Origin of the sequence: Actinomyces sp. HMT897 (assembly GCF_016626125.1) — a bacterium.
Classification (GTDB): Bacteria; Actinomycetota; Actinomycetes; order Actinomycetales; family Actinomycetaceae; genus Actinomyces.
The window spans coordinates 3132930-3153036 of record NZ_CP067336.1 but is presented as its reverse complement, the minus strand read 5'-3'; the positions used below and the strand labels follow the sequence as shown (position 1 = coordinate 3153036).

18 protein-coding genes are annotated in these 20107 nt (G+C 71.7%); 2 read left to right on the top strand and 16 right to left on the bottom strand.

From position 1 onward, the window contains the following. Positions 1–247 precede the first annotated feature (247 nt). The 5 genes from JJJ15_RS12270 to JJJ15_RS12250 all read right to left on the bottom strand — a co-directional run bounded on the left by JJJ15_RS12270 (position 248) and on the right by JJJ15_RS12250 (position 7102). The gene (locus tag JJJ15_RS12270; RefSeq protein WP_200510935.1) at positions 248–1114 is read right to left on the bottom strand and encodes an SDR family oxidoreductase; all 867 of its coding nucleotides are present in this window, start codon (positions 1112–1114) and stop codon (positions 248–250) included. Between the two features lie 108 nt (positions 1115–1222). Continuing rightward, a complete protein-coding gene (locus JJJ15_RS12265) occupies positions 1223–2845 on the bottom strand; it encodes a succinic semialdehyde dehydrogenase (RefSeq protein ID WP_200510934.1) in 1623 nt (540 codons plus the stop codon). A gap of 210 nt (positions 2846–3055) precedes the next feature. Next, the gene (locus JJJ15_RS12260; protein ID WP_246742071.1) at positions 3056–5281 is read right to left on the bottom strand and encodes a right-handed parallel beta-helix repeat-containing protein; all 2226 of its coding nucleotides are present in this window, start codon (positions 5279–5281) and stop codon (positions 3056–3058) included. A 277-nt stretch (positions 5282–5558) separates the two neighbouring features. Continuing rightward, positions 5559–5957 (bottom strand): hypothetical protein, encoded by a 399-nt coding sequence (locus JJJ15_RS12255; RefSeq protein WP_106108887.1) that lies wholly within the window; start codon positions 5955–5957, stop codon positions 5559–5561. 194 nt (positions 5958–6151) lie between these two features. Then, on the bottom strand, positions 6152–7102 hold the full coding sequence (locus JJJ15_RS12250; protein ID WP_106108886.1) for an alpha/beta fold hydrolase: 951 nt from the start codon (positions 7100–7102) through the stop codon (positions 6152–6154). On the opposite strand from JJJ15_RS12250, the gene JJJ15_RS13570 reads away from it, so the two are divergent. Beyond that, positions 7101–7226, top strand: a complete 126-nt coding sequence (locus JJJ15_RS13570; RefSeq protein WP_281433026.1) for a hypothetical protein — start codon at positions 7101–7103, stop codon at positions 7224–7226. The two genes, JJJ15_RS12250 and JJJ15_RS13570, sit on opposite strands and share 2 nt — an antisense overlap. Before the next feature lie 279 nt (positions 7227–7505). On the opposite strand, the gene JJJ15_RS12245 is transcribed toward JJJ15_RS13570, so the two are convergent. Both JJJ15_RS12245 and JJJ15_RS12240 read right to left on the bottom strand, forming a co-directional pair. After that, positions 7506–7856 (bottom strand): metalloregulator ArsR/SmtB family transcription factor, encoded by a 351-nt coding sequence (locus JJJ15_RS12245; RefSeq protein ID WP_106108885.1) that lies wholly within the window; start codon positions 7854–7856, stop codon positions 7506–7508. Positions 7857–8184: 328 nt separating this feature from the next. After that, positions 8185–9414 (bottom strand): MFS transporter, encoded by a 1230-nt coding sequence (locus JJJ15_RS12240; protein ID WP_106108884.1) that lies wholly within the window; start codon positions 9412–9414, stop codon positions 8185–8187. A gap of 154 nt (positions 9415–9568) precedes the next feature. Between JJJ15_RS12240 and JJJ15_RS12235 the strand changes: the two genes are divergently transcribed. Next, entirely contained in the window at positions 9569–9808 is a 240-nt protein-coding gene (locus JJJ15_RS12235) for an RNA-binding S4 domain-containing protein (RefSeq protein ID WP_106108883.1), read from the top strand. A 247-nt stretch (positions 9809–10055) separates the two neighbouring features. Here the strand turns inward: JJJ15_RS12235 and dnaE are convergent, their stop codons facing one another. From dnaE to ftsZ, 9 genes are all read right to left on the bottom strand, one after another. Then, positions 10056–13643 carry a DNA polymerase III subunit alpha gene (gene dnaE, locus JJJ15_RS12230; protein WP_200510932.1) on the bottom strand — a complete coding sequence of 1196 codons (3588 nt, stop codon included), beginning with the start codon at positions 13641–13643 and terminating at the stop codon, positions 10056–10058. Between the two features lie 105 nt (positions 13644–13748). Further along, complete coding sequence (locus JJJ15_RS12225) at positions 13749–14315, bottom strand: GNAT family N-acetyltransferase (protein WP_200512081.1); 567 nt, start codon at positions 14313–14315, stop codon at positions 13749–13751. A gap of 66 nt (positions 14316–14381) precedes the next feature. After that, a complete protein-coding gene (locus JJJ15_RS12220; protein WP_106108880.1) occupies positions 14382–15302 on the bottom strand; it encodes an RluA family pseudouridine synthase in 921 nt (306 codons plus the stop codon). Beyond that, complete coding sequence (gene lspA, locus JJJ15_RS12215) at positions 15299–16018, bottom strand: signal peptidase II (protein WP_200510931.1); 720 nt, start codon at positions 16016–16018, stop codon at positions 15299–15301. The genes JJJ15_RS12220 and lspA overlap by 4 nt, the downstream gene beginning before the upstream one ends. 119 nt (positions 16019–16137) lie before the next feature. Beyond that, a complete protein-coding gene (locus tag JJJ15_RS12210; protein WP_165271564.1) occupies positions 16138–16731 on the bottom strand; it encodes a DivIVA domain-containing protein in 594 nt (197 codons plus the stop codon). A gap of 141 nt (positions 16732–16872) precedes the next feature. Further along, a complete protein-coding gene (locus JJJ15_RS12205; RefSeq protein ID WP_246742070.1) occupies positions 16873–17172 on the bottom strand; it encodes a YggT family protein in 300 nt (99 codons plus the stop codon). A 10-nt stretch (positions 17173–17182) separates the two neighbouring features. After that, positions 17183–17632: a cell division protein SepF gene (locus JJJ15_RS12200; RefSeq protein WP_106108877.1), complete on the bottom strand. Its 450-nt coding sequence runs from the start codon at positions 17630–17632 to the stop codon at positions 17183–17185. Between the two features lie 173 nt (positions 17633–17805). After that, positions 17806–18555: a polyphenol oxidase family protein gene (locus JJJ15_RS12195; RefSeq protein WP_200510930.1), complete on the bottom strand. Its 750-nt coding sequence runs from the start codon at positions 18553–18555 to the stop codon at positions 17806–17808. Between the two features lie 2 nt (positions 18556–18557). After that, positions 18558–19922, bottom strand: a complete 1365-nt coding sequence (ftsZ, locus tag JJJ15_RS12190) for a cell division protein FtsZ (RefSeq protein ID WP_200510929.1) — start codon at positions 19920–19922, stop codon at positions 18558–18560. Positions 19923–20107: the final 185 nt, after the last annotated feature.

Sequence of the window (20107 nt, the reverse complement as noted above, 5' to 3'; positions counted from 1 at the left end):
GACCGCGCCTCCGGGCAGACGACGTCGTCCCGGACTCCGACACTTGGACAAGGACGTCCCACCGGTACCAGGTGGGCCGCGCTCAGGAACCGCCTGGGCGGGTGCAGGCGGCTTTGGCGCGCACCGGCAGGAGGGGTGGCGCAGCGACGGTCCGCGGGCCACCGTCCTGGCTGTATTGTGCCCGTCCCCGGGCCTCAGCGGGCGCAGGCACGCCCATGGCCCCTACCTGGTGCCCGGGGCGGCTGGCTCAGTGCCCGGGGCGGCCGGTGAAGGTGTCCATGGTGGTCGAGATGCCGAACAGGTCCGTGACCGCGTCGGCCACCGGTACCGGCAGGGCCTTGACCAGCAGGACCGCGTTGGCGAACCACGGCAGGATCCGCCGGGCGTCCCCGCGCTCGACGGAGTCCAGGACCTGGCTGGCCACACGCTCCGGCTCCAGGACGGGCAGCAGGAGGGGGACGCGGGTGCGCACGCCGGCGAACATGCCGGTGGAGACGTAGTACGGCGCGACCACCAGGGTGCGCACGTGGGAGCCGGAGCGGCGCAGCTCACTGCGCAGCGACTCCATAAAGCCGACGGCGGCGAACTTGGAGGCCGAGTAGTCGGTCTGCCGGGCCACGCCCACCAGCCCGGCGGCGGAGGCGATGGTCACCACGCAGCCCCGGTCCCGGGTGCGCATACCGGGCAGGAAGCAGCGCACCACCCGGTACAGGGCCAGGACGTTGACGTCGAAGGTGCGCACCACGTCCTCCTCGGAGAGGTCCTCGAAGCGCCTGCCGGTGACCACCCCCGCGGAGTTGACCAGTACGTCCACCCTTCCCAGGCGCTCCAGGACCACCCGCCCGGCGGCCTCCACCTCACGGGCGTCGCGCAGGTCCACCCGCTGGGCCAGGCAGGTGGCCCCGGCGGCCTGGACCCGGGTGGCCACGTCCTGGGCGGCGGGCAGGTCCAGGTCCCAGAGGACCACGGCCCGGGCGCCCCGGTGGGCGGCCTGGACGGCCACGAGGGCGCCGATTCCGGAGGCCGCCCCGGTGACCAGGACGACGGCGCCCCGCACGGGGGTGCGACGCGAACGGGCGGGAGACAGGGGACGGGTCCGCGCTGTGCTTCTCATGTCAGGGTCCTTAGTGTCGGCGGGTGGCGGCGCAGCGGGCAGGGGTGCCAGCACTCGCCAGAATGTCCGTGCTGCCGGGGTCTCGTGTCAGCGCAGCGGTCAGGGGTGTCAGCGCAGCGGGCAGGTCAGGTGCCGCAGGCCACGCAGGTAGGTGGCCAGCGCCCCCGCCCAGGCCCGCTCCCCCACGCCCGGGGGCGCCTGCAGGCTCAGCCCGTGCTGCACGGCGACGGCCTGGACCTCGGTGTACTTGCGGATCCCCTCCGGCCCGTGGCGTCGTCCCAGGCCGGAGGCCCCCATACCGCCCATGGGCGCGTCGGTCGAGCCCCAGGTGGCGGCGTAGCCCTCGTTGACGTTGACGGTGCCGCAGCGCAGGCGACGTGCCAGCGCCCGGCCAGCGGCGGTGTCCCGGGTCCACACCGAGGCGTTGAGGCCGTAGGGGCTGTCGTTGGCGGCGGCCAGGGCGGCGGCGTCGTCCGCCACCGGGTACAGGGCGACGACGGGACCGAAGGTCTCCTCCCGGTAGACCCTCATGCCGGGCCCCACCCCGGTCAGGACGGTGGGTGCGTAGGCGGTGGGGTGGGTACCGGGCAGGGGGTGCCCGCCGGTCAGGACAGTGGCCCCCCGGGCGACGGCGTCCTCCACGTGGGCGTGGACCCGCTCCAGGTGGGCGGGGCTGATCAGCGGGCCCATGCCGGTGGACCACTCCATGTCGGCCCCCACCCGCAGGGTGCGGGCGGCCGACACGAAGGCGGGCACGAACCGGTCCCAGACGGCCTCGTGGACGTAGACGCGCTCAATGGAGACGCACAGCTGCCCGGAGTTGGAGAAGCAGGCCCTGAGCGCGCCGCGCACCGTCCGGCGCAGGGGCGCGTCGGCGCGCACAATGAGCGGGTTCTTGCCGCCGAGCTCGGCCGACACGCTCACCAGGCGGGCCGCGCCCTGGACCGCCACCGTCGCGCCGGTGGCCGACGAGCCGGTGAACATGACCGCGTCACAGGCCTTGACCAGGGGCGTCCCGAGCTCGGCCCCCGGCCCCAGGACCACGGTCAGGAGCCCCTCGGGCAGGCCCGCGCGCCTCAGCAGGGAGCGCACGGCCAGGGCGGTCAGGGGGGTGAGGCTGTCGGGCTTGAGCATGACCGCGTTGCCCGCGACCAGGGCGGCCAAGGCGTCCGAGGCCGCCAGGGTCAGGGGGTAGTTCCAAGGGGAGATCACGCCTACCAGGCCCTTGGGCTGGTAGCCGACGGTGACCCGGGTCAGGCCCGCCACGGCACCGCGGCGACGGCGCCGGGCCAGGTGGCGGTGCGCCGTCGCCGCGTAGTAGCGGGCGTTCATGGCCGTGTCGGCCAGCTCCTCGAAGGCATGGGCCCGGGCCTTGCCGCACTCCCACTGGACGAGGTCGAGCAGGGCCTGCCGCTCCTGCCAGAGCAGGTCGTGGAATGCCAGGAGCACCCGGCCCCGGTCCCGCACGCTGACCGTCTCCCAGCGCTGCTGGGCGGCGCGCGCCCGGTCCGCCAAGGCGGCCAGGGCCTCGGGACGGGTGCGCGGCAGGGTCCCCATCCTGGTCCCGGTCAGCACGGAGGAGGCCTCGAGGCCCGGGGAGCGCGGGGGCCGGAGGGTCACGCCCAGGCGGGCCAGGGCGGCCCGGCCCCGGGCGTCGATACGACCCGCCGCGTCGTCGGCCTGGTCAGGGGCACGCAGGGGCGGGGCGCCAAGGGCCTGAGAGGAGGTCATGTCCTAACACCTTCCTGGGCACGGGGACCGTACCCGGCAAGCCTACTCCCGACCGGGGCCCGCGTTACCACGGCCCCGTGTCCGCCCCGCGTCCAGGATACGGGCCGACTCCGCAGGGTCGCGGTAACACCACCCCGCCTACCGCCCGGCGGCCCTGGGCGGGGCCCCGGGAATCCAGGGCTACCTGGCTGCCAGCGGGCTGGAGACGCCCTAGGCGGGGCCCCCGGGAGCGGTTCCCCTCAGACGGGCCAGCAGGGGCCTGCCCAGGAGGAGGCCGGTGACGACCAGGGCGGCTAGGCCCAGTCCGACAGCCACCGGGATCCACACCGGCGTCCGGCCCCTGGGGGCCTGGACCGGGGCCTGCGCCACGGCAGCCGTGGGCGTGGACCCGCTCAGGACCGCGGGCTGGGCCGCCGCGGGCGTGACGACGGGCGCCGGGGCGGGCTGCTGGGAGGTGGGCTGGGCCTGGGGCTCCGGGGTGGGCTGGGGTGCGGGCGCCGGCTGGGCGGCAGGCTGCCACGCCTCGTTGCTCAGGACCCCGCGGTCCACGGCCGTGCCCGCCGGGAGGCCCACGACCTGGGCGACGTCCTGGGGCAGGGGCCGTCCGGTGCCCGAGGCGGGGCTGCCGTCCTTGAGGTGCAGGTCCGCGGTACCCCAGGCCGTGGTCTGGACCGGCTCGGAGACGAACAGGGGGTTGCCCGCGCCGTCACCGTGCAGGTCCAGGCCGCTGGCCTCCTTGCCCTCGGCGGTGACGTGGGGGCTGGCGGTGAAGTCCGCCAGGGAGGAGGCGTTAATGCTCTGGTTGGCCAGGTCCGCGCCCCAGTTCCACAGGACCGTGGTGGAGGGCAGGCCGGTGTCCACGGGCCGGTAGTAGACGTTGTTGTCGATCAGGCGCACCATCTCGTTGGCGTAGACCGACCCGGAGCCGTCGTCGTTGGTACCGCCGGTGACCTGGATCATAGCGGAGTAGCGCCACACGTCACCGGGGGCCGGGATGGTCTGCTCGGAGGAGAAGATGTTGTTGACCACGCTGGTGCCGGTGGTGTCCCAGGACAGGCCGTGGTTGGTGCTCCAGGGCTCCACCGCGACGCACACGCCGTCGGGCCGACGGGCGTTGCAGCCCTTGGAGCGGGAGTCCTCCTGGATCATGACGCTGGTCAGGGCGTGGGAGACGGTGTTGTTCCACACCTTGGTGTCATTGGATCCTGAGATGTGGATGCCGGTGCGTGCGCCGTTGACGAGGTTGGAGGCGATCGTGGTGTTGGAGGAGACCTCGTTGAAGATACCCACCGGCACATTGACCAGGTTGTTGCCCACGATCTGGGAGTCCATGATGCCCTCGTCGAACCAGATGGCCCCGTGCTGGTCCCGGGACTCCTGGCTGGGGTCGGAGACGTCGACGCCGGTGAAGGAGTAGTCCACCGTGTTGAAGGCGACCCGGAGGCGCTGGGAGTGGGTCATCTTCATGTCCGCGATCGTGCAGTAGGCGCCGCAGGAGGTGGTGTTGAACCCGTCGGTGTTGTTGTCCGTCCAGGTGTTGTGCTCCACGGTCACGTCGCTGGAGTCCACGACCCCGAACCCGCCGGCCCCGTTGTGCTCGAAGCGGTTTCCGGTCACCGTGGCGCCGGCGGCGCTGGTGATCCCCAGGGCGGTGGCCCCTGAGGAGTAGCGGAAGACGGAGTTCTCCACGCGGACCGCGTTGGCGGAGGTCACCAGCATGGCGCCGCCGGAGGCGGTGCCGATCTCGGGGTCGGGGTAGTCCCACTGCGCCACCGGGGCGTACTTCTCCACCACCAGGCCCGAGAGGGTGGTGCCGTCCGCGGCCACGGACATGGCACGCGAGTGCTGGACCACCTCGACGGTGTGGGCCGCCGGGTCCACGCCGATGACGTAGGCGGTACCGGTGTGCGGTTTGACGTTGTAGCCGGCCCGGTTGTTGGTGGGGTCCTTGAGGGTGACCGGGTCCGGGTCCTGGACGTAGAAGCTGGAGGCCGTCACCTGGTCCGGGGAGGCCACCTGGGTCAGGGGGACGCCGTCGACGAAGACCTGCTCAGGGTGCGCGGCCATCCCCTCGACGGCGGGGTTGGCGTTGACCGTGCACACGGTGCAGAAGCGCACCATGTCGGTCGCGGTGGACCAGGTGCCCCCCTGCGAGGGCGTCCAGGAGGTGGGGACCGTGGCCCCGGAGAGCACGGGGGAGGCGCCCTGGGCGGCGCGGATCGTCACGGACTTGTCCACGAACAGCTCGCCCTCGCGGTAGGTCCCCTCGGCGAGCTCGATCGTGTCCCCCGGGGCGGCGGCCGACAGCGCGGCCCCCAGGGTGCGTAGCGGGTGCTCCGCGCTGCCGTCGGCGGCGTCGGACCCGGACTGGGCCGAGACGTAGACGGTTGTCCCCGCCGGGGCGGCCAGGGCCTGCGAGGGCACCAGGCTACCCACGGCGACCAGCATAAATACTGTCAGAAGATAGGCGCATAGACGACGAGACACGGGTCGTATTCCCAGCATGGCTCCTTGTTCCCAAAAGGTAGAGGTCATCAACGGGTGTTACCATACCGTGATCCGTGGTTGGTCGGCGCACAGCGGCACTGTGACACGTCCCCTGCCGTCAGCCCCCTGTTGGTGGTGTCAGGTCCTGCGGGACCGTCTGAGCACACAGGGCATGCCACCGCAGCGGCGCCGGGGCGGCCCGTGTCACAGGCGGCATGCCGGCGGCTCACGGGGCCCAGTACTCCCAGCAGGCCAGGCGCTCGGGCGGGGCCCAGGTGGTGGAGGCGGTCCCCACCTCGCCGCTGGCGGCGCTCACCACCAGGGCGGCCAGGGCGGGCTCCCCGCGGGCGGCGCAGTCGTGGTCGAGCATGTGCAGCAGCGGCCCCATGTGACGGGGCAGGACCGCTCCCCCGATCTCCTCGCTGAGCTCGCCGTAGGTGATGGTCTCGCGGTGCGCGGCCACGTCCACCAGGACCTGCCGGGCGTCGGCGGCGGCCCGGGCCAGGCGGGGCGTGAGGGTGTGCAGCCGCTCCCCCACCGGGTAGCGCTCCCCCGTGGTCAGGACCAGGTCCTGTGGGGCCGTCGCGCCGGGGGCGTCCGTCGGGGCGTCGGAGGTGGTCACCATGGTCAGGACCCTACCGTTTCGCCGCCCACGCCCGCCCTCGCTTCTCGCCTTCGCCTGTCCTCGCCCCGTACGTCCTCGCCCCGCCCGTCCTCGCCTTGGCCCACCGGGGACGTGCCTTAGCCATGGGGGACGTACCTTTAGAGTACTTCCCCGGCGACTAAGGTACGTTAACGGTGGCTAAGGTACGTCGCTGGTTAAAGGCCGGTCCTCGCGCAGTGCCGGGCGAAGGCGACCACCTCGGCCTCGACGTCGGCGCGGGTAGAGGGCTCGTTGTGGACCTCGTGACGCACCCCGGTGTAGACGCGGGTGCGTACGTCGCGCAGCCCGGCACCCCACAGGCAGTTGGCCACGTGGTAGGCGCCCTCACCGTAGTTGGCCACCGGGTCCTGGTCGCCGGCCAGCACCAGCACCGGCAGGTCCCGGGGCAGCGTCTCGACCCAGGCGGGGTCGTTGGCCTGGGCGTAGAGGACGGCGAAGTCCCGGGCGAAGCGCAGGGTCATGGGGGCGCCGAAGTTGTTGAAGGGGTCCACGGCGTGGTCCTCGACGACCCCGCGGTCCAGGGCCACCCAGTCGGTGGGGCGGCGCACGTCCTCAAAGCGGTCCAGGGCACCGGCGAAGGCGGCCCCGAAGAGGCCGTCGTCGTCCAGCGCCTGCCCCCCTCGCTCGGTGACGGCGGCCTCCAGGGCGCGCAGCAGGGCGGGGTCCTCCAGACCCCTCATCTGGGCGGCGACACCGCACAGCACCAGGCCCGCCAGGCCCTCGGGGTGGCGCGACGCCAGGACCCGGGCGATCATGGAGCCCCAGGAGTGGCCGAACAGGATGTAGGGGAGCCCCTCGAAGCGCCCGGTGACGACCTGACGCAGGTGCTGCTCGTCTGCCACGACGACGTGGGCCCCGTCCTGGCCCGTGTCCTGCCACACGCCCGAGACCATGGCGGTGCGCCCGTGGCCGGCGTGGTCGTCGGCGGCCACCACGAAGCCGGCGTCGAGCAGGGTGGTAATGAGGTGGAGGTAGCGGCGCGAGTGCTCGCCCAGGCCGTGGATGACCTGGACGACACCGCGCGGGGCGGTGGTCGGGGTGTAGATCCACGCCTGGATCTGGTCGCGGTGGTTGGCTGACTCAAAGGGGACCTCAAACAGTGCCATGGGTGACCTCCTTGTCACTGGCGGGTGGGCCGGGAACCTGCCCGGTCGGCTGCGGGACGCCCCCACCGTACCGGCTCCCGGCCCCCGCCGCCACGAGCCCGACGCCGGGGTCCGCCTGCCCTAGCCGGTCTCCAGCCCCGCTACGCGCCTACCCAGGCCTGGGGAAGGCATAGTCACGGCGGTGACCGCGGTCTGCCTGGTGTTCCACACGCCCGCCCAGGCCTGGAAGGCATGCCATGACGGCGTCTGGTCTCCCACCGCATCACGAGCCCAATACCGGTATCCCGCCTGTCCTGTGCCCGACGCCGGGGTCCGCCTGCCCCATGCCACGCCGCGCTACCCGGTCTCCCGACCCGCTACGCACCCGGTGCCGGGGGACCGCCTGTCCCGTGCCCGGTGCCGCTCAGCGGTGGTGGGGCGGCAGTGGGTAGAGGACGTGCTCGGCCTGCTCCAGGGTGTTGGTGACCAGGAGCTCCACGTGCTCGTTGGCCAGGGCGTAGTAGGAGCGGTTGGCCTCCCGCCGCACTGTGACGAGGCTGCCGTCACGCAGCCTCGCCAGGTGCTGGGACACGGCGGGCAGGGGCCGGCCCAGCCCCTGAGCGATCTCCCCGACGCCGCGCTCACCCTGGCGCAGGCAGGCCAGTATGGCCAGACGGGTGGGGTCGGCCAGGAGCCTGAGGATGCGCGCGGACCGCTCCAGCTCGGCGGCCGTGGGCGAGCGCCCGGGGGGCTGGGCGGACCGGTTCTGGCTCATGGCCAGGACCCTACCGCCCGAGGGCGGGGCTTGGGTCGCCGGATCATCCCCGCACGCGCTGGGCTGGGCCACTACCGCCTGGGGGCGGGGCTCCAACGGTCCGGGCGGGGCCCGAATAGCCTGATTGGCTCGTAGGCGCGGCCCACAAGGCCCCACCCAATGGTCTGGGCGGGCCCAGGTGGCCCGGGGACGGACCCGGGAGAGATCCGCCTACCGGCCCAGGCGGAGGCCCCGGCGGCACCGGCTCAGCAACCGGTGGGCCACCTGCCGGCCCCGGCAGCGGGGCCTACTACCCGTCCCCGCGTCCGGGGGCCACGGTTCATGTCGGTCAACAGGTCGCCGCCGTGAGACGTGTCGTCTCCGCATCCGGGGGCCACAGGCGTACGGCCGCCACGGTGCCCAGAGCGGCCAGGAGCGTCATGGTCCCGGCCGCCAGGGGCAGGCTGGCCGCACCGAGCCACCCCACCAGGGGGTAGGTCAGGAGCCAGCAGGCGTGGGAGACGGAGAAGTCCGCGGCGAAGGCGGCCGGCAGGTCGGCGTCGGGGACCTCGCGGCGGACAATGCGGCCCACCGGGACCTCCACGGCCGCCCACCCCGCCCCGACCACCAGCCAGGTCGCCAGGAGCGCCGGGGCCAGGGCGGCGTCGGGCAGGAGGGTGAGACCGGTCTCCCCGACCCCGCCGAGCACCAGGACGACGGCGCCGGTGAGCATGACCCGGCGCTGCCCCACCGCCTCCAGGAGCCGGGGCAGCAGGGCCGCCACGAGCATGGACCCGGCCCCGTTGACGGCCAGGACGACGCCCAGGGCCGCCTCCCCCAGCCCCAGGCGCTCGCGTACCAGCACCACGGAGTGGACCAGGACGAAGGCGCAGGGGGCGGCGACCACCACGTCCAGGGCAACCACCGGCCGCAGCGCCCGCAGGCGGACGAACAGGGCCGTGCCCCGGCGGACCCGCTCCCAGAAGGGGGCCTCCCGGCTGCCGGGCGCGCGGGCGGGCACGCCCGCACCCGCAATGAGCAGCGCCGAGGCGGCGAACCCCAGGGCGGTGATGTCAAAGAGCCGCCCGGCGGGCAGGACCAGGAGCAGCCCGGCGGCGAGCCCCGGGGAGAGGACGCTCTCCAGGTCCGCGGCCACGCGCGTCAGGGACAGGGCGGAGGTGTAGTCCTCCTCCCGGGGCAGGACGTCGGGGACGACCGAGCTGAGGGTGGGGGTGAAGACCGCGGAGGCGCACTGGAGGACGGCAATGAGCAGGTACACCTGCCAGACCTGGTCCACCAGCGGCAGGGCGAGGGCGCTGGCCAGGCGCACGCCCTGGGCGACGGCCAGGACCGTGCGGCGCGGACGGCCCTCCAGCAGGGTGGCCGCCACGGGGGCGACGCCGACGTAGGCCACCATCTTAATGGCCAGGGCGGTCCCCAGGACGCCGCCGGCGCGGGCCCCGGCGAGCCCGTAGGCCAGCAGCCCCAGGGCCACGGTGGCCAGGCCCGTGCCTACCAGGGAGACCACGTGGGCCAGGAAGAGACGGCGGTAGGTGCGCTGTCGGAGGATGCTGAGCACGTCACCAGGTTATCTAGTTATTGCGCAATAACGCAATTAGCTGAGATGCCGAGGCGTTCGGGCCTCCGGGGCGAGCACTCCTAGCTGCCCGAACGCACAGTACGTCAGAGGCGCACGGGGCGGACACGGGTACCGGGGCTGGGAGAATGGGGGCGTGAGCACCCACCAGCCCTACCCCGCCGTCCCCGTCCGAGGCGAGATCAAGCTCGGCCAGTTCCTCAAGCTCGCCGGACTCGTGGAGGACGGCGCCTCGGCCCGCCTCGCCGTCCAGTGCGGGGACGTGAGCGTCAACGGCCGGGTCGAGAGGCGCCGCGGACACCGTCTGGAGGCGGGGGACGTGGTCGAGGTGGAGGCCCCCTCCGCCCGGGTCGGCGCTCGCGTCGCCGGGGCCTGACCCGCAGACCCGGCAGAGCAGACGAGCCCGCCAGCACAGCCTCCGCGCCTGCCTGGGCCTGCTTGCCCGTGGCGGCGAGCAGCGCGCTGGGCGCGGCCAGGCCCTACGCCAGCCTCCGTGCCAGTCTGGGCCCGCTGGCCCGGGGTCCCGCCGGCCTGAGCCCGCTGGCCTAGGGCCCGCACTGGCACCAGCCTCACGCGACAGGCCTCGCCGGCCTGAGCCCGCCAACCGGAGGCCCGCACCGGCCTCAGCGCAGGCAGCCGGGGCCGAGCAGGGCCTTTATGTCGGAGTAGAAGGCCGCGGTGGCCTCCACGCGCAGGGCGTCGTCGAGCTGGGTGCGGATCTCGCGCCCGGGGCTGGTGAGGTTGAGGCGTACCGTGGACATCCCCGGGTGCTTGGTGAGCACCTCGCGCAGCCGCTCCACCAGCGGGACGGTGCAGCGGTTCGACGGCAGGGTGAGGGTCACCGCCTCGTTGGCGGCGCTGGCCACGTCGGGGATGGTCATCTCCTGGGCGTACAGGGCCACCTGGCCGTCGCGCCGGTTGAGGCGCCCGCGCACGGTGACCACCGTGTCAGGGGCCAGCATGGTGGAGACCGTCTGGTAGGTGGCGGGGAAGAACAGCGCCTCCAGGCTCCCGCCCAGGTCCTCGATCTGCGCGATCGCCCACAGGTTGCCCTGCTTGGTGGTCTTGCGGGTCAGGGAGGTAATGAGCCCGGCAATGGTGACCACGGCGCCGTCAGACCGCTCCTCGTCCCCGATGAGGTCGGAGATCTCGGTGTCGCTGAGCTTGCCCAGGATCCCCTCCAGGCCCAGGAGCGGGTGGTCGGAGACGTACAGTCCCAGCATCTCGCGCTCAAAGGCCAGCTTGTCCTTCTTGTCCCACTCGGGGAGGTCGGGGACCTCGGAGGAGAAGACCGGGCCGGAGCCGAATGCGTCGTCCTGCGCCTCACCGCCCGTCAGGGAGGCGAAGAGGTCGAACTGGCCGGCGGCCTCGTTGCGCTTGACCCCGATGATCTCGTCAACCAGGTCCTCGTGGACGGCCTGCAGGCTGCGGCGCGTACGGCCCAGGGAGTCGAACGCCCCGGCCTTAATGAGGGAGTCGATGGTGCGCTTGTTGCACACCACCGCCGGGACCTTGTCCAGGAAGTCCTCGAAGCTGGTGAACTCGCCCTTCTCCTGGCGGGCCCTGACAATGGCGTCGACCACGTTGAGGCCCACGTTGCGGATAGCCGACAGGCCGAACCGCACGTCGTCCCCGACGGCGGAGAACTGGGCCCGGGAGGCGTTGACGTCCGGGGGCAGCACGGTAATACCCATGTGACGGCACTCCCCCAGGTAGACGGCCAGCTTGTCCTTGTTGTCCTTCTGGGACGTCAGCAGGGCCGCCATGTACTCGGTGGGGTAGTGCGCCTTGAGGTAGGCGGTCCAGTAGGACACGACGCCGTAGGCCGCCGAGTGCGCCTTGTTGAACGCGTACTTGGCGAACGGGACCACCACGTCCCACAGGGTCTTGACGCTCTCCTTGGAGAATCCGTTGGAGACCATCCCGGCCTCGAACTCGACGAACATCTTGTTCAGGATGTCCATCTTCTTCTTCCCCATGGCCTTGCGCAGGGCGTCGGCCTTGCCCATGGTGAAGCCCGCCAGGTCCGTGGCGATCTTCATGACCTGCTCCTGGTAGACGATCAGTCCGTGGGTGGTACCCAGGATCGGCTCCAGGGCCTCCTTGAGCTCGGGGTGGATGGGGACGATCTCCTGCTGGCCGTTCTTGCGCAGGGCGTAGTTGGTGTGGGAGTCCGCTCCCATGGGCCCGGGCCGGTACAGGGCGCCGACGGCGGAGATGTCCTCGAAGTTGTCCGGCCGCATGAGGCGCAGGAGGGTGCGCATGCCCCCGCCGTCGAGCTGGAAGACGCCCAGGGTCTCGCCGCGCGAGAGCAGCTCGTAGGTGCCCTGGTCGTCCAGGGGCACGTTGTCAATGTCCAGGGCGGGCTTGCCGTTGGCCACGATGTTCTCCAGGGCGTCGGAGATGACCGTGAGGTTGCGCAGCCCCAGGAAGTCCATCTTGAGCAGGCCCAGGTGCTCGCAGGTGGGGTAGTCGAACTGGGTGATGTAGGCCCCGTCCTGGACGCGCTGCATCATGGGGATAATGTCGGTGAGCGTGGCCGAGGACATAATGACGGCGCAGGCGTGCACGCCCCACTGCCGGGTCATTCCCTCGAGCCCCTTGGCCAGCTCCACGATCTTCTGGGCGTCAGCGTCCTCCGTGTGGAGCTTACGGAACTCCTCGGCCTCCCCGTAGCGCTCGTCGGAGGGGTTGAAGATCCCCTTGATGGTAATGTCCTTGCCCTGGACCGTGGGGGGCATGGCCTTGGTGAGGCGGTCTCCCACCGCGTAGGGGTATCCCATGACCCGGCTGGAGTCCTTCAGGGACTGCTTGGCCTTGATGACGCCGTAGGTGACGACCTGGCTGACCTTGTCCTCGCCGTACTTGCGCTTGACGTACTCAATGACCTCGTCACGCCGGCGCTCGTCGAAGTCGACGTCGATATCGGGCATGGAGATGCGCTCGGGGTTGAGGAAGCGCTCGAAGATGAGCCCGTGCTCCAGGGGGTTGAGCTCGGTGATACCCATGGCGTAGGCCACCATGGAGCCCGCCCCCGAGCCGCGTCCCGGCCCGACCCGGATTCCCTGCCGCTTGGCCCAGTTAATGTAGTCCGCCACGACCAGGAAGTAGCCGGGGAACCCCATCTGGGTAATGACGCCGATCTCGTAGTCCGCCTGCTTGCGGCACTCGGGGGGGATGTTACCGCCGAATCTGCGCTCCATTCCCGACCAGCACTCGGAGACGAACCAGGACTCCATGGTCTCGCCCTCGGGGACGGGGAAGACGGGCATAAAGGAGGCGCCCTCGTCCACGGTCTGGAAGGACACGTCGCACTGCTCGGCGACCAGCAGGGTGTTGTCGCAGGCGGCCGGCATCTCGGTAAAGAGGCGGCGCATCTCCGCCCCGGGACGCAGGTAGTAGGTGTCGCCGTCGAACTTGAACCGGTCCGGGTCGGACAGGACCGACCCGGAGTTAATGCACAGCATGGCGTCCTGGATGGTGCGGTCCTCGGGGCGCACGTAGTGGGAGTCGTTGGTGGCCAGTAGGGGGGCGCCGATCTTCTCGGCCAGGCGCAGCAGGTCCTTGGTGACCCTCTGCTCGATCTCCAGGCCGTGGTCCATGAGCTCGACGTAGAAGAAGTCGCGCCCGAAGACGTCCTGCAGCTCCCCGGCGCACCGCAGCGCCTCGTCCCACTGGCCCAGGCGCAGGCGGGTCTGGATCTCCGAGGAGGGGCAGCCGGAGGTGCCGATCAGCCCTTCGCTGTAGCGGGAGAGCAGCTCGCGGTCCATGCGCGGGTTCTTGCCCCACTGCCCCTCCAGGGAGGCCAGGGAGTCCAGGCGCATGAGGTTGTGCAGGCCCTCGTTGGTGCGTGACAGGAGGGTCATGTGCGTGTAGGAGCCGCGGGCGGAGACGTCGTCGCCGCGCTGGGACTCGTCCCCCCAGAAGACGCGGGTCCGGTCGAAGCGGGAGGTGCCCGGGGTCATATAGGCCTCGACCCCGATAATCGGCTTGATACCGGCGGCCCTGGCGGCGGCGTAGAACTCGTAGGCGCCGAACATGTAGCCGTGGTCGGTAATGGCCAGGGCCGGCTGGCCCAGGCGCCTGGCCTCGGCGACGTAGTCCTTGATCTTGCCCGCGCCGTCCAGCATGGAGTAGTCGGTGTGGACGTGGAGGTGGACGAAGTCGTCCCTGGGTGCGTTCCGGGTGCCCGTGCTACTTGTCTCCGCCATGGGGTCATCCTAGGGGGACGCATGCCAGCCAGGTGCGCCGGGCCGCCCGCGCCTCCCGACCGCCTGCGCCGCCCGACGGCGGCCGGGGCCCGCGCCGCCCGCCTCCTACCGGGTGACGAGGCGGGCCATGTCCTGGTGGGCGATGCCCGCGTCCAGGTAGGACCTGCCGGTGAGCACGGCGTAGCCGCAGCGGGCGTAGAAGCCCATCGCCTGCTCCTGGGCGGCGAGCACGACGACCACGGCGGCGGTGCCGTCCCGGTCCACCGCGGCGCGGTGCCAGGCGGCGTCCTCGAGCGCGGCGACCACCCTCACCCCCAGGCCCGTGCCACGGCAGGCGCGCCGCACGGCCAGGCGTCCCAGGTGGACCAGGCCGGGGTGAGCGGGGTCGATCAGGAGGCGTCCGGCCGCCAGCGGCGCCCCGTCCGCCCCGCGGGCCAGCACGTGGACCGTGGTGGCCAGGTCGTCACGGGCGTCGATCTCCAGGACCAGGGGCACGCCCTGCTCCCCGACGAAGACCTCCAGGCGCACGTCGGCCACGCCCGCGCGGGTGGACTCGGCGGCCGGGCCTCTCTGGTCCCCCGTGCAGGTCTCAAACCGGTACGGCTCGACGGCGGCGCCCAGGGGTGTGATCAGCAGCTCCGGGATCCCGGGGCGCCTGCCAGGCAGGGTCATCGCTCGCTCCTCGTCCACGAGGTCTCCTAGGTGGTGTGGTCTTCCGGGCCGGGGCCGGGCGCGGGGTCAGGGCAGGCGCAGGGCGTCCAGGGCGCGGACCAGGTCGGCGGGGTAGGGGGAGGAGAAGCCCATCCACTCCCCTGTGACCGGGTGCGGCAGGCTGAGCTCGACCGCGTGGAGCCACTGGCGTCGCAGGCCGGTGCGGGCGCTCAGGGCGGGGTCGGCGCCGTAGGACTCGTCCCCGACGCAGGGGTGACCGACGGCTGAGAAGTGGACCCGGATCTGGTGGGTGCGACCGGTCTCCAGGCGGACCTTGACGAGGTTGGCCAGGGGCATGGCTTCCATGACGTCGTAGTGGGTGACCGACTCCCTCCCGCCGTCGACGACCGCCATGCGCCACTGCCGGCCCGGGTGGCGCCCAATGGGGGCGTCGATCGTCCCCGAGGAGGGATCCAGGTGCCCCTGGACCAGGGCGTGGTAGACCTTGACCGGCACGTGCTCACGGAAGGAGCGCTTGAGCACGGAGTAGGCACGCTCCCCCTTGGCCACGATCATGACCCCGGAGGTCCCCACGTCCAGGCGGGAGACGATCCCCTGACGCTCGGCGGCCCCGGAGGTGGCCACGCGGACCCGCATGGCGGCCAGCGCCCCCAGCACGTCGGGGCCGTCCCAGCCCATGGAGGGGTGGGCGGCGACGCCGGGCGGCTTGTCCACCACCACAATGTCCTCGTCCTCGTAGAGGATCCCCATGCCCTCCACAGGCGTGGCCACGGGACCGGCGGGCCGGGGGTCGGGCAGGTCCACCTCCAGGGTGGTACCGGCCACCAGGCGCTCGGACTTGCGGACCTCCCGGCCGTCGACCCGTACCCCTCCGCGCGCGCAGATCTCCTCCGCCCGGGAGCGGGACAGGCCGGTCATACGGGCCAGGGCCGCGTCCAGGCGCTCCCCGACCAGCCCCTCGGGCACCGGCAGGAGACGCAGGCTCATGCACCAGCCCCCGGGGCCCCGGCCTGAGGCTCCCGGCCCGGGGCGGGGTCGGCCCCCGGGGCCGGATCCGGGGAGGACCCCACCGGGGCGGCGTCCCTCGCCTCGGCGCTGTCCCTTACCTCGGCAGTGTCCTCTGCCTCGGCGGACTCCGCGTCCGGGTCGGGCTCCTGGGCCGACGAGGCGGTCTCCGCGGCCTTACCGACGCGGCTCCCGTCAAGGTTGACCCCCAGGATCGAGAGAACCATCACGATCCCGGCCGCGACCACAATGGCAATGTCCGCGATATTGCCCACGAAGTGCCCGCCGTAGTCGAGGAAGTCAATGACCCGGCCCCGCAGGAACCCCGGGGAGCGTACGAGCCGGTCCACCAGGTTGCCCACGGCCCCACCCAGTACCAGCCCCAGGGCCAGGGCCCACCAGGTGGAGGCCAGGCGGCGGCTGACCCACACGACAATGCCGGAGACCACCACGGCGATGAGGGCGAAGAGCCACGTCTGCCCCGTGGCGAACGAGAAGGCCGCCCCGGGGTTGCGCAGCAGGACCAGGGACAGCCAGGGGCCCAGGAGGCGCACCCGGCTGCCGTCGCTGAGGGCCGCCACGGCCCACACCTTGGTGAGCTGGTCGATCAGGATCACGGCTGCGGCCAGGAGCCACACCATGAGGACGGAGCGGGACCACGGCCGTGCGGGCAGGCCGGTACGGGCAGGAGTGGGCATGAGATCCTTTCCGGGCGGTTATGCCGTGAGGGCGGCGACCGGTGGGCCGCCGCCCTCACGGACAGCATGGTTGGTACCACGCGGTGGGCTACGGTGTCCGCAGCCGCACCAGGTGCGTCTCAGATACCAAGGTCACTGTTTTGGTTGCCGTCCTCAACGTTGGACAGCAGGTTCTGGAGGTAGCTCTTGAGGCGTGTGCGGTAGTCGGACTCGAAGCGCCGGAGCTCGTCGATCTTGTGCTCCAGGCCCGAGCGCTCCTTCTCAAGTTGAGCCAGTGTGCGGTTGCGCTGGTCCTCGGCCTCACGCACGATCTGCTCACCGGTGGTGCGGGCCTCGGCGATAATGCGGTCGCCCTCGGCCTTGCCGTTGGCCACGTGCTCGTCGTGCAGGCGTTGAGCCAGCTCGAGCATGCCCGAGGCCGCAGAGGGCTCCTGCTCGGGGGAGTCCACGGTCAGGGCGGGGGCGACGGGGGCCACCCGGTGCTCCTCCACCACGGGGACCACGGTGGAGGGGCCGCCCTCACCGAACTCCGCAACGCGGCGGTTGGCAGCCTCTAGACGGGCCTTGAGGTCGATGTTCTCGGCCTCCAGCTGCCGCATGGCCTCCACGACCTCGTCGAGGAACTCGTCAACCTCGTCCTGCTCGTAGCCCTCGCGGAACTTGGTGGCCTGGAACTTCTTGTTGAGGACGTCGTCTGCGGTCAGCAGCGCCATAGTCGTCACCTCGGTGTCGTCACGGAACAGGGTACACGAGCACCGGTGAAGAACCGGTCACTCTGGTCACAGCGTACCGGAAACCTGCCAGTCGGCCACCTCGGATGGCGTACATCACGCCGCGCGCAGACTCCCGGCACCTCAGACAAGTGCCAGGAGAGCCTCCTGAATCAGCGTGATTCCAAGGAAAAGTACGATGAAGCCGAGGTCGATGCCCATGACTCCCAGCCGGAGGACCGGCAGCGCCCTCCGCAGCCAGCGTAAGGGCGGGTCCGTCAGCCAGTAGACGAGGTTGGCCAGGACCAGGACCACCCCGCGTGGTCGCCAGGAGCGGGCGAAGAACCGGACCCAGTCCAGGACCACCCGGACCAGGAGGACGAGAAGGTAGAGGCTCAGCAGGCACCAGACGATCCAGACGACCTGGCTCAGGGAGCTGCTCACCGAGACGGCCTCAGCCCTGGTTGAAGAAGCGGCTGTGCGTGGTGGTAGCGGCCTCCCCGTCGTCGATCGACACTGAGATGGGCGTCAGCAGGAAGACGCGGGGCGTGACCCGCTCGATGGCGCCGTGCAGGCCGAAGACCAGGCCGGCGGAGAAGTCCACCATGCGGCGGGCGTCGGACTCGCTCATGTTGCTGAGGTTCACAATGACGGGGACGCCGTCACGGAAGGACTCACCGATGACACGGGCCTCGTTGTAGGTAGAGGGGTGCACGGTGACGATCCGGCGAAGGTCAGCAGGAACAGGCTCCTCCATCTCCTCCTCGACATCTTCCTCGTAGGGGGTCACGTCCTCGTAGTCCATGGGGGCCTCGGCCGCGTAGGACTCCGCGTAGGTGGCCTCGTCGGGCTGCTCGGCCATGCCGAGAAAGGTTGATACCTTGCGCAGGGCGCTGGCGCTCATGGGTGTGCTCCTTGTCCGTCCGGCTCCGGTGCAACCGAACGCCCTGACCGTAGCTGGCCGGGGGGCCCGCGAGGTCGATTGAGCCCGGCGTGTCTCGCACACGCTGCCCGCGGGCGCCGCGGGGCGCCCCCGCGGCCCTCCCGGCCCCCGGGCCCGGGACCGGGGAAATCGGCTCAGAACACGGGCAGAACAACGCCTCCCAGGCGTCCGACGTCCCCCTGCCGGCGGTAGGAGTAGAAGCGCTCGTCCTCATACGTGCATATACTCACATCTGTAATATGCCTCACTCCTGCACGTCGTAGCTGCGCACGGACCCCCGCGGCGACGTCAATGGCGGGGGTGCCCCACCGGGTCCGGCTGGCGCAGTCCGGCTCGCGGGCGGCCACCTGGGCGCGCATCGCCTCGGGGACCTCGTAGCACGCCCCGCAGATCGAGGGGCCGAGGACGGCCAGGATGTCCGGGACGGCCGCGCCCAGGCGCGCCATCTCACCCAGGGCCGCGTCCACGACGCCCTCGCACATGCCGCGCCGCCCGGCGTGGACGGCCGCCAGCAGCCGCCCGTCGGCCGAGGCCAGCAGGAGGGGCACGCAGTCGGCGGTGAGGACGCCCGCGGCCAGCGGCCCGCGGCCACGCAGGTCGGCCACCAGGGCGTCCGCGGTGGGCTCCTGCCCCAGGGCGGCGGGGGCGACGACCGTGGAGTGGACCTGGCGCATCCAGGCCACCCGCGTCCCGAGCGCCTCCTCCAGCTCGCGCCGGCGCGCGGCCACACGGTCGGGGTCGTCACCCACGTGGGCGGCCAGGTTGAAGCCCGGGTCGCCCGCGGTGGCAGGTGCCTGGGCGCGCCCGGGGGCGGTGCCCGTGGTGGTGAAGACACCACGGGCACCAGGACCGAGGCTGACCTCGACCAGGTCGGGGACGGTCATGCTCAGCGCAGGAAGTCCGGCAGGTCCAGGTTGTCGTTGTCGGAGTCCTCCGACCCGATGGTGGGGGGCACGTCCAGTTCCGGCCCGGAGCGGGCCGCGGCCGTCCAGGGCACGTCGGCGTAGGGGGGGATCTCGCTGGTGGTGGGGGCGGAGGCCACCGGCGAGGCCGACCTCGGCTGGTAGGAGTTGGGCGGCGGTACCACCACCGGGCGGGTGACCGGGTTCTGGACGGCGTGGACGCCGCGTGCCTGGGTCTCGGAGGCCTGGTGGAGCCTGTGCACCGAGGCGGTGGGTGCCTGGCTGCCCATCACCGGGCGGGGGGCCGGGGCCTGGCGGCTGGTGACGGCCTGGCGGCTGGTGACGGCCTGGCGGGTGGTGGCGGGCGGGCGGGCGGCGGCGCTCTCGGGGCGGGCCACCTGGGAGTCGTCGTCGAAGCCGGCGGCGATGACCGTCACGCGGACCTCGTCGCCCAGGGCGCCGTCGACCACGTTGCCGAAGATGATGTTGGCCTCGGGGTGGACGGCCTCACGGACCAGCTCGGCGGCGTTGCTGATCTCGAACAGGCCCAGGTCGGAGCCGCCCTGGAAGAACAGCAGGACGCCGTGGGCGCCCTCGATGGAGGTCTCCAGCAGCGGGGAGGCAATGGCCTGCTCGGTGGCGGTCAGGGCGCGGTCCTCGCCCGTGGCCGAGCCGATGCCCATGAGGGCGCTGCCGGCGTCCTGCATGACGGACTTCACGTCGTTGAAGTCGACATTGATCAACCCGGGGGTGGTGATGAGCTCGGTAATGCCCTGGACACCTTGGAGGAGGACCTGGTCGGCCTGCTTAAAGGCGTCCACCACCGAGATATTGCGGTCCGCGATCTGGAGAAGGCGGTCGTTGGGGATGACAATAAGGGTGTCCACCTCCTCGCGGAGGTTGGCCACGCCGCTCTCGGCCTGGTTGGCGCGACGACGGCCCTCGAAGGCAAAGGGGCGGGTCACCACCCCGATGGTCAGGGCGCCGAGCTCGCGGGCCACGTGGGCCACGACGGGGGCCGCCCCGGTACCGGTGCCACCGCCCTCACCAGCGGTGACGAAGACCATGTCGGCCCCGTCCAGGGACTCGCGGATGTCGTCCTGGTGGTCCTCGGCCGCCTTGCGCCCGATGCTGGGGTCGGCCCCGGCACCCAGGCCACGGGTCAGGTCGCGGCCGATGTCGAGCTTGGTGTCGGCGTCGGACATGAGGAGGGCCTGAGCGTCCGTGTTCACGGCAATGAACTCGACGCCACGCAGACCGGCCTCGATCATGCGGTTGACGGCGTTGACGCCACCGCCGCCGACGCCCACCACCTTGATGACTGCCTGGTAGTGCTGAGATTCCGCCACTGTGTGCCTCCGAGCGAGTTGAGAGCCACTGGAGCTCCCCCGGTTGCCCTCAACCTTGAACCTGAGGTTGAGGTTGATACTTATGTCATTGTGTTGATGACGAGGTCAACGTTATGAGCCCAGGCAGGATGTGGTCCGCATTTGCCCCGGCGTGTTTCACCACCTGTGAGGGCAACTTTCCCACC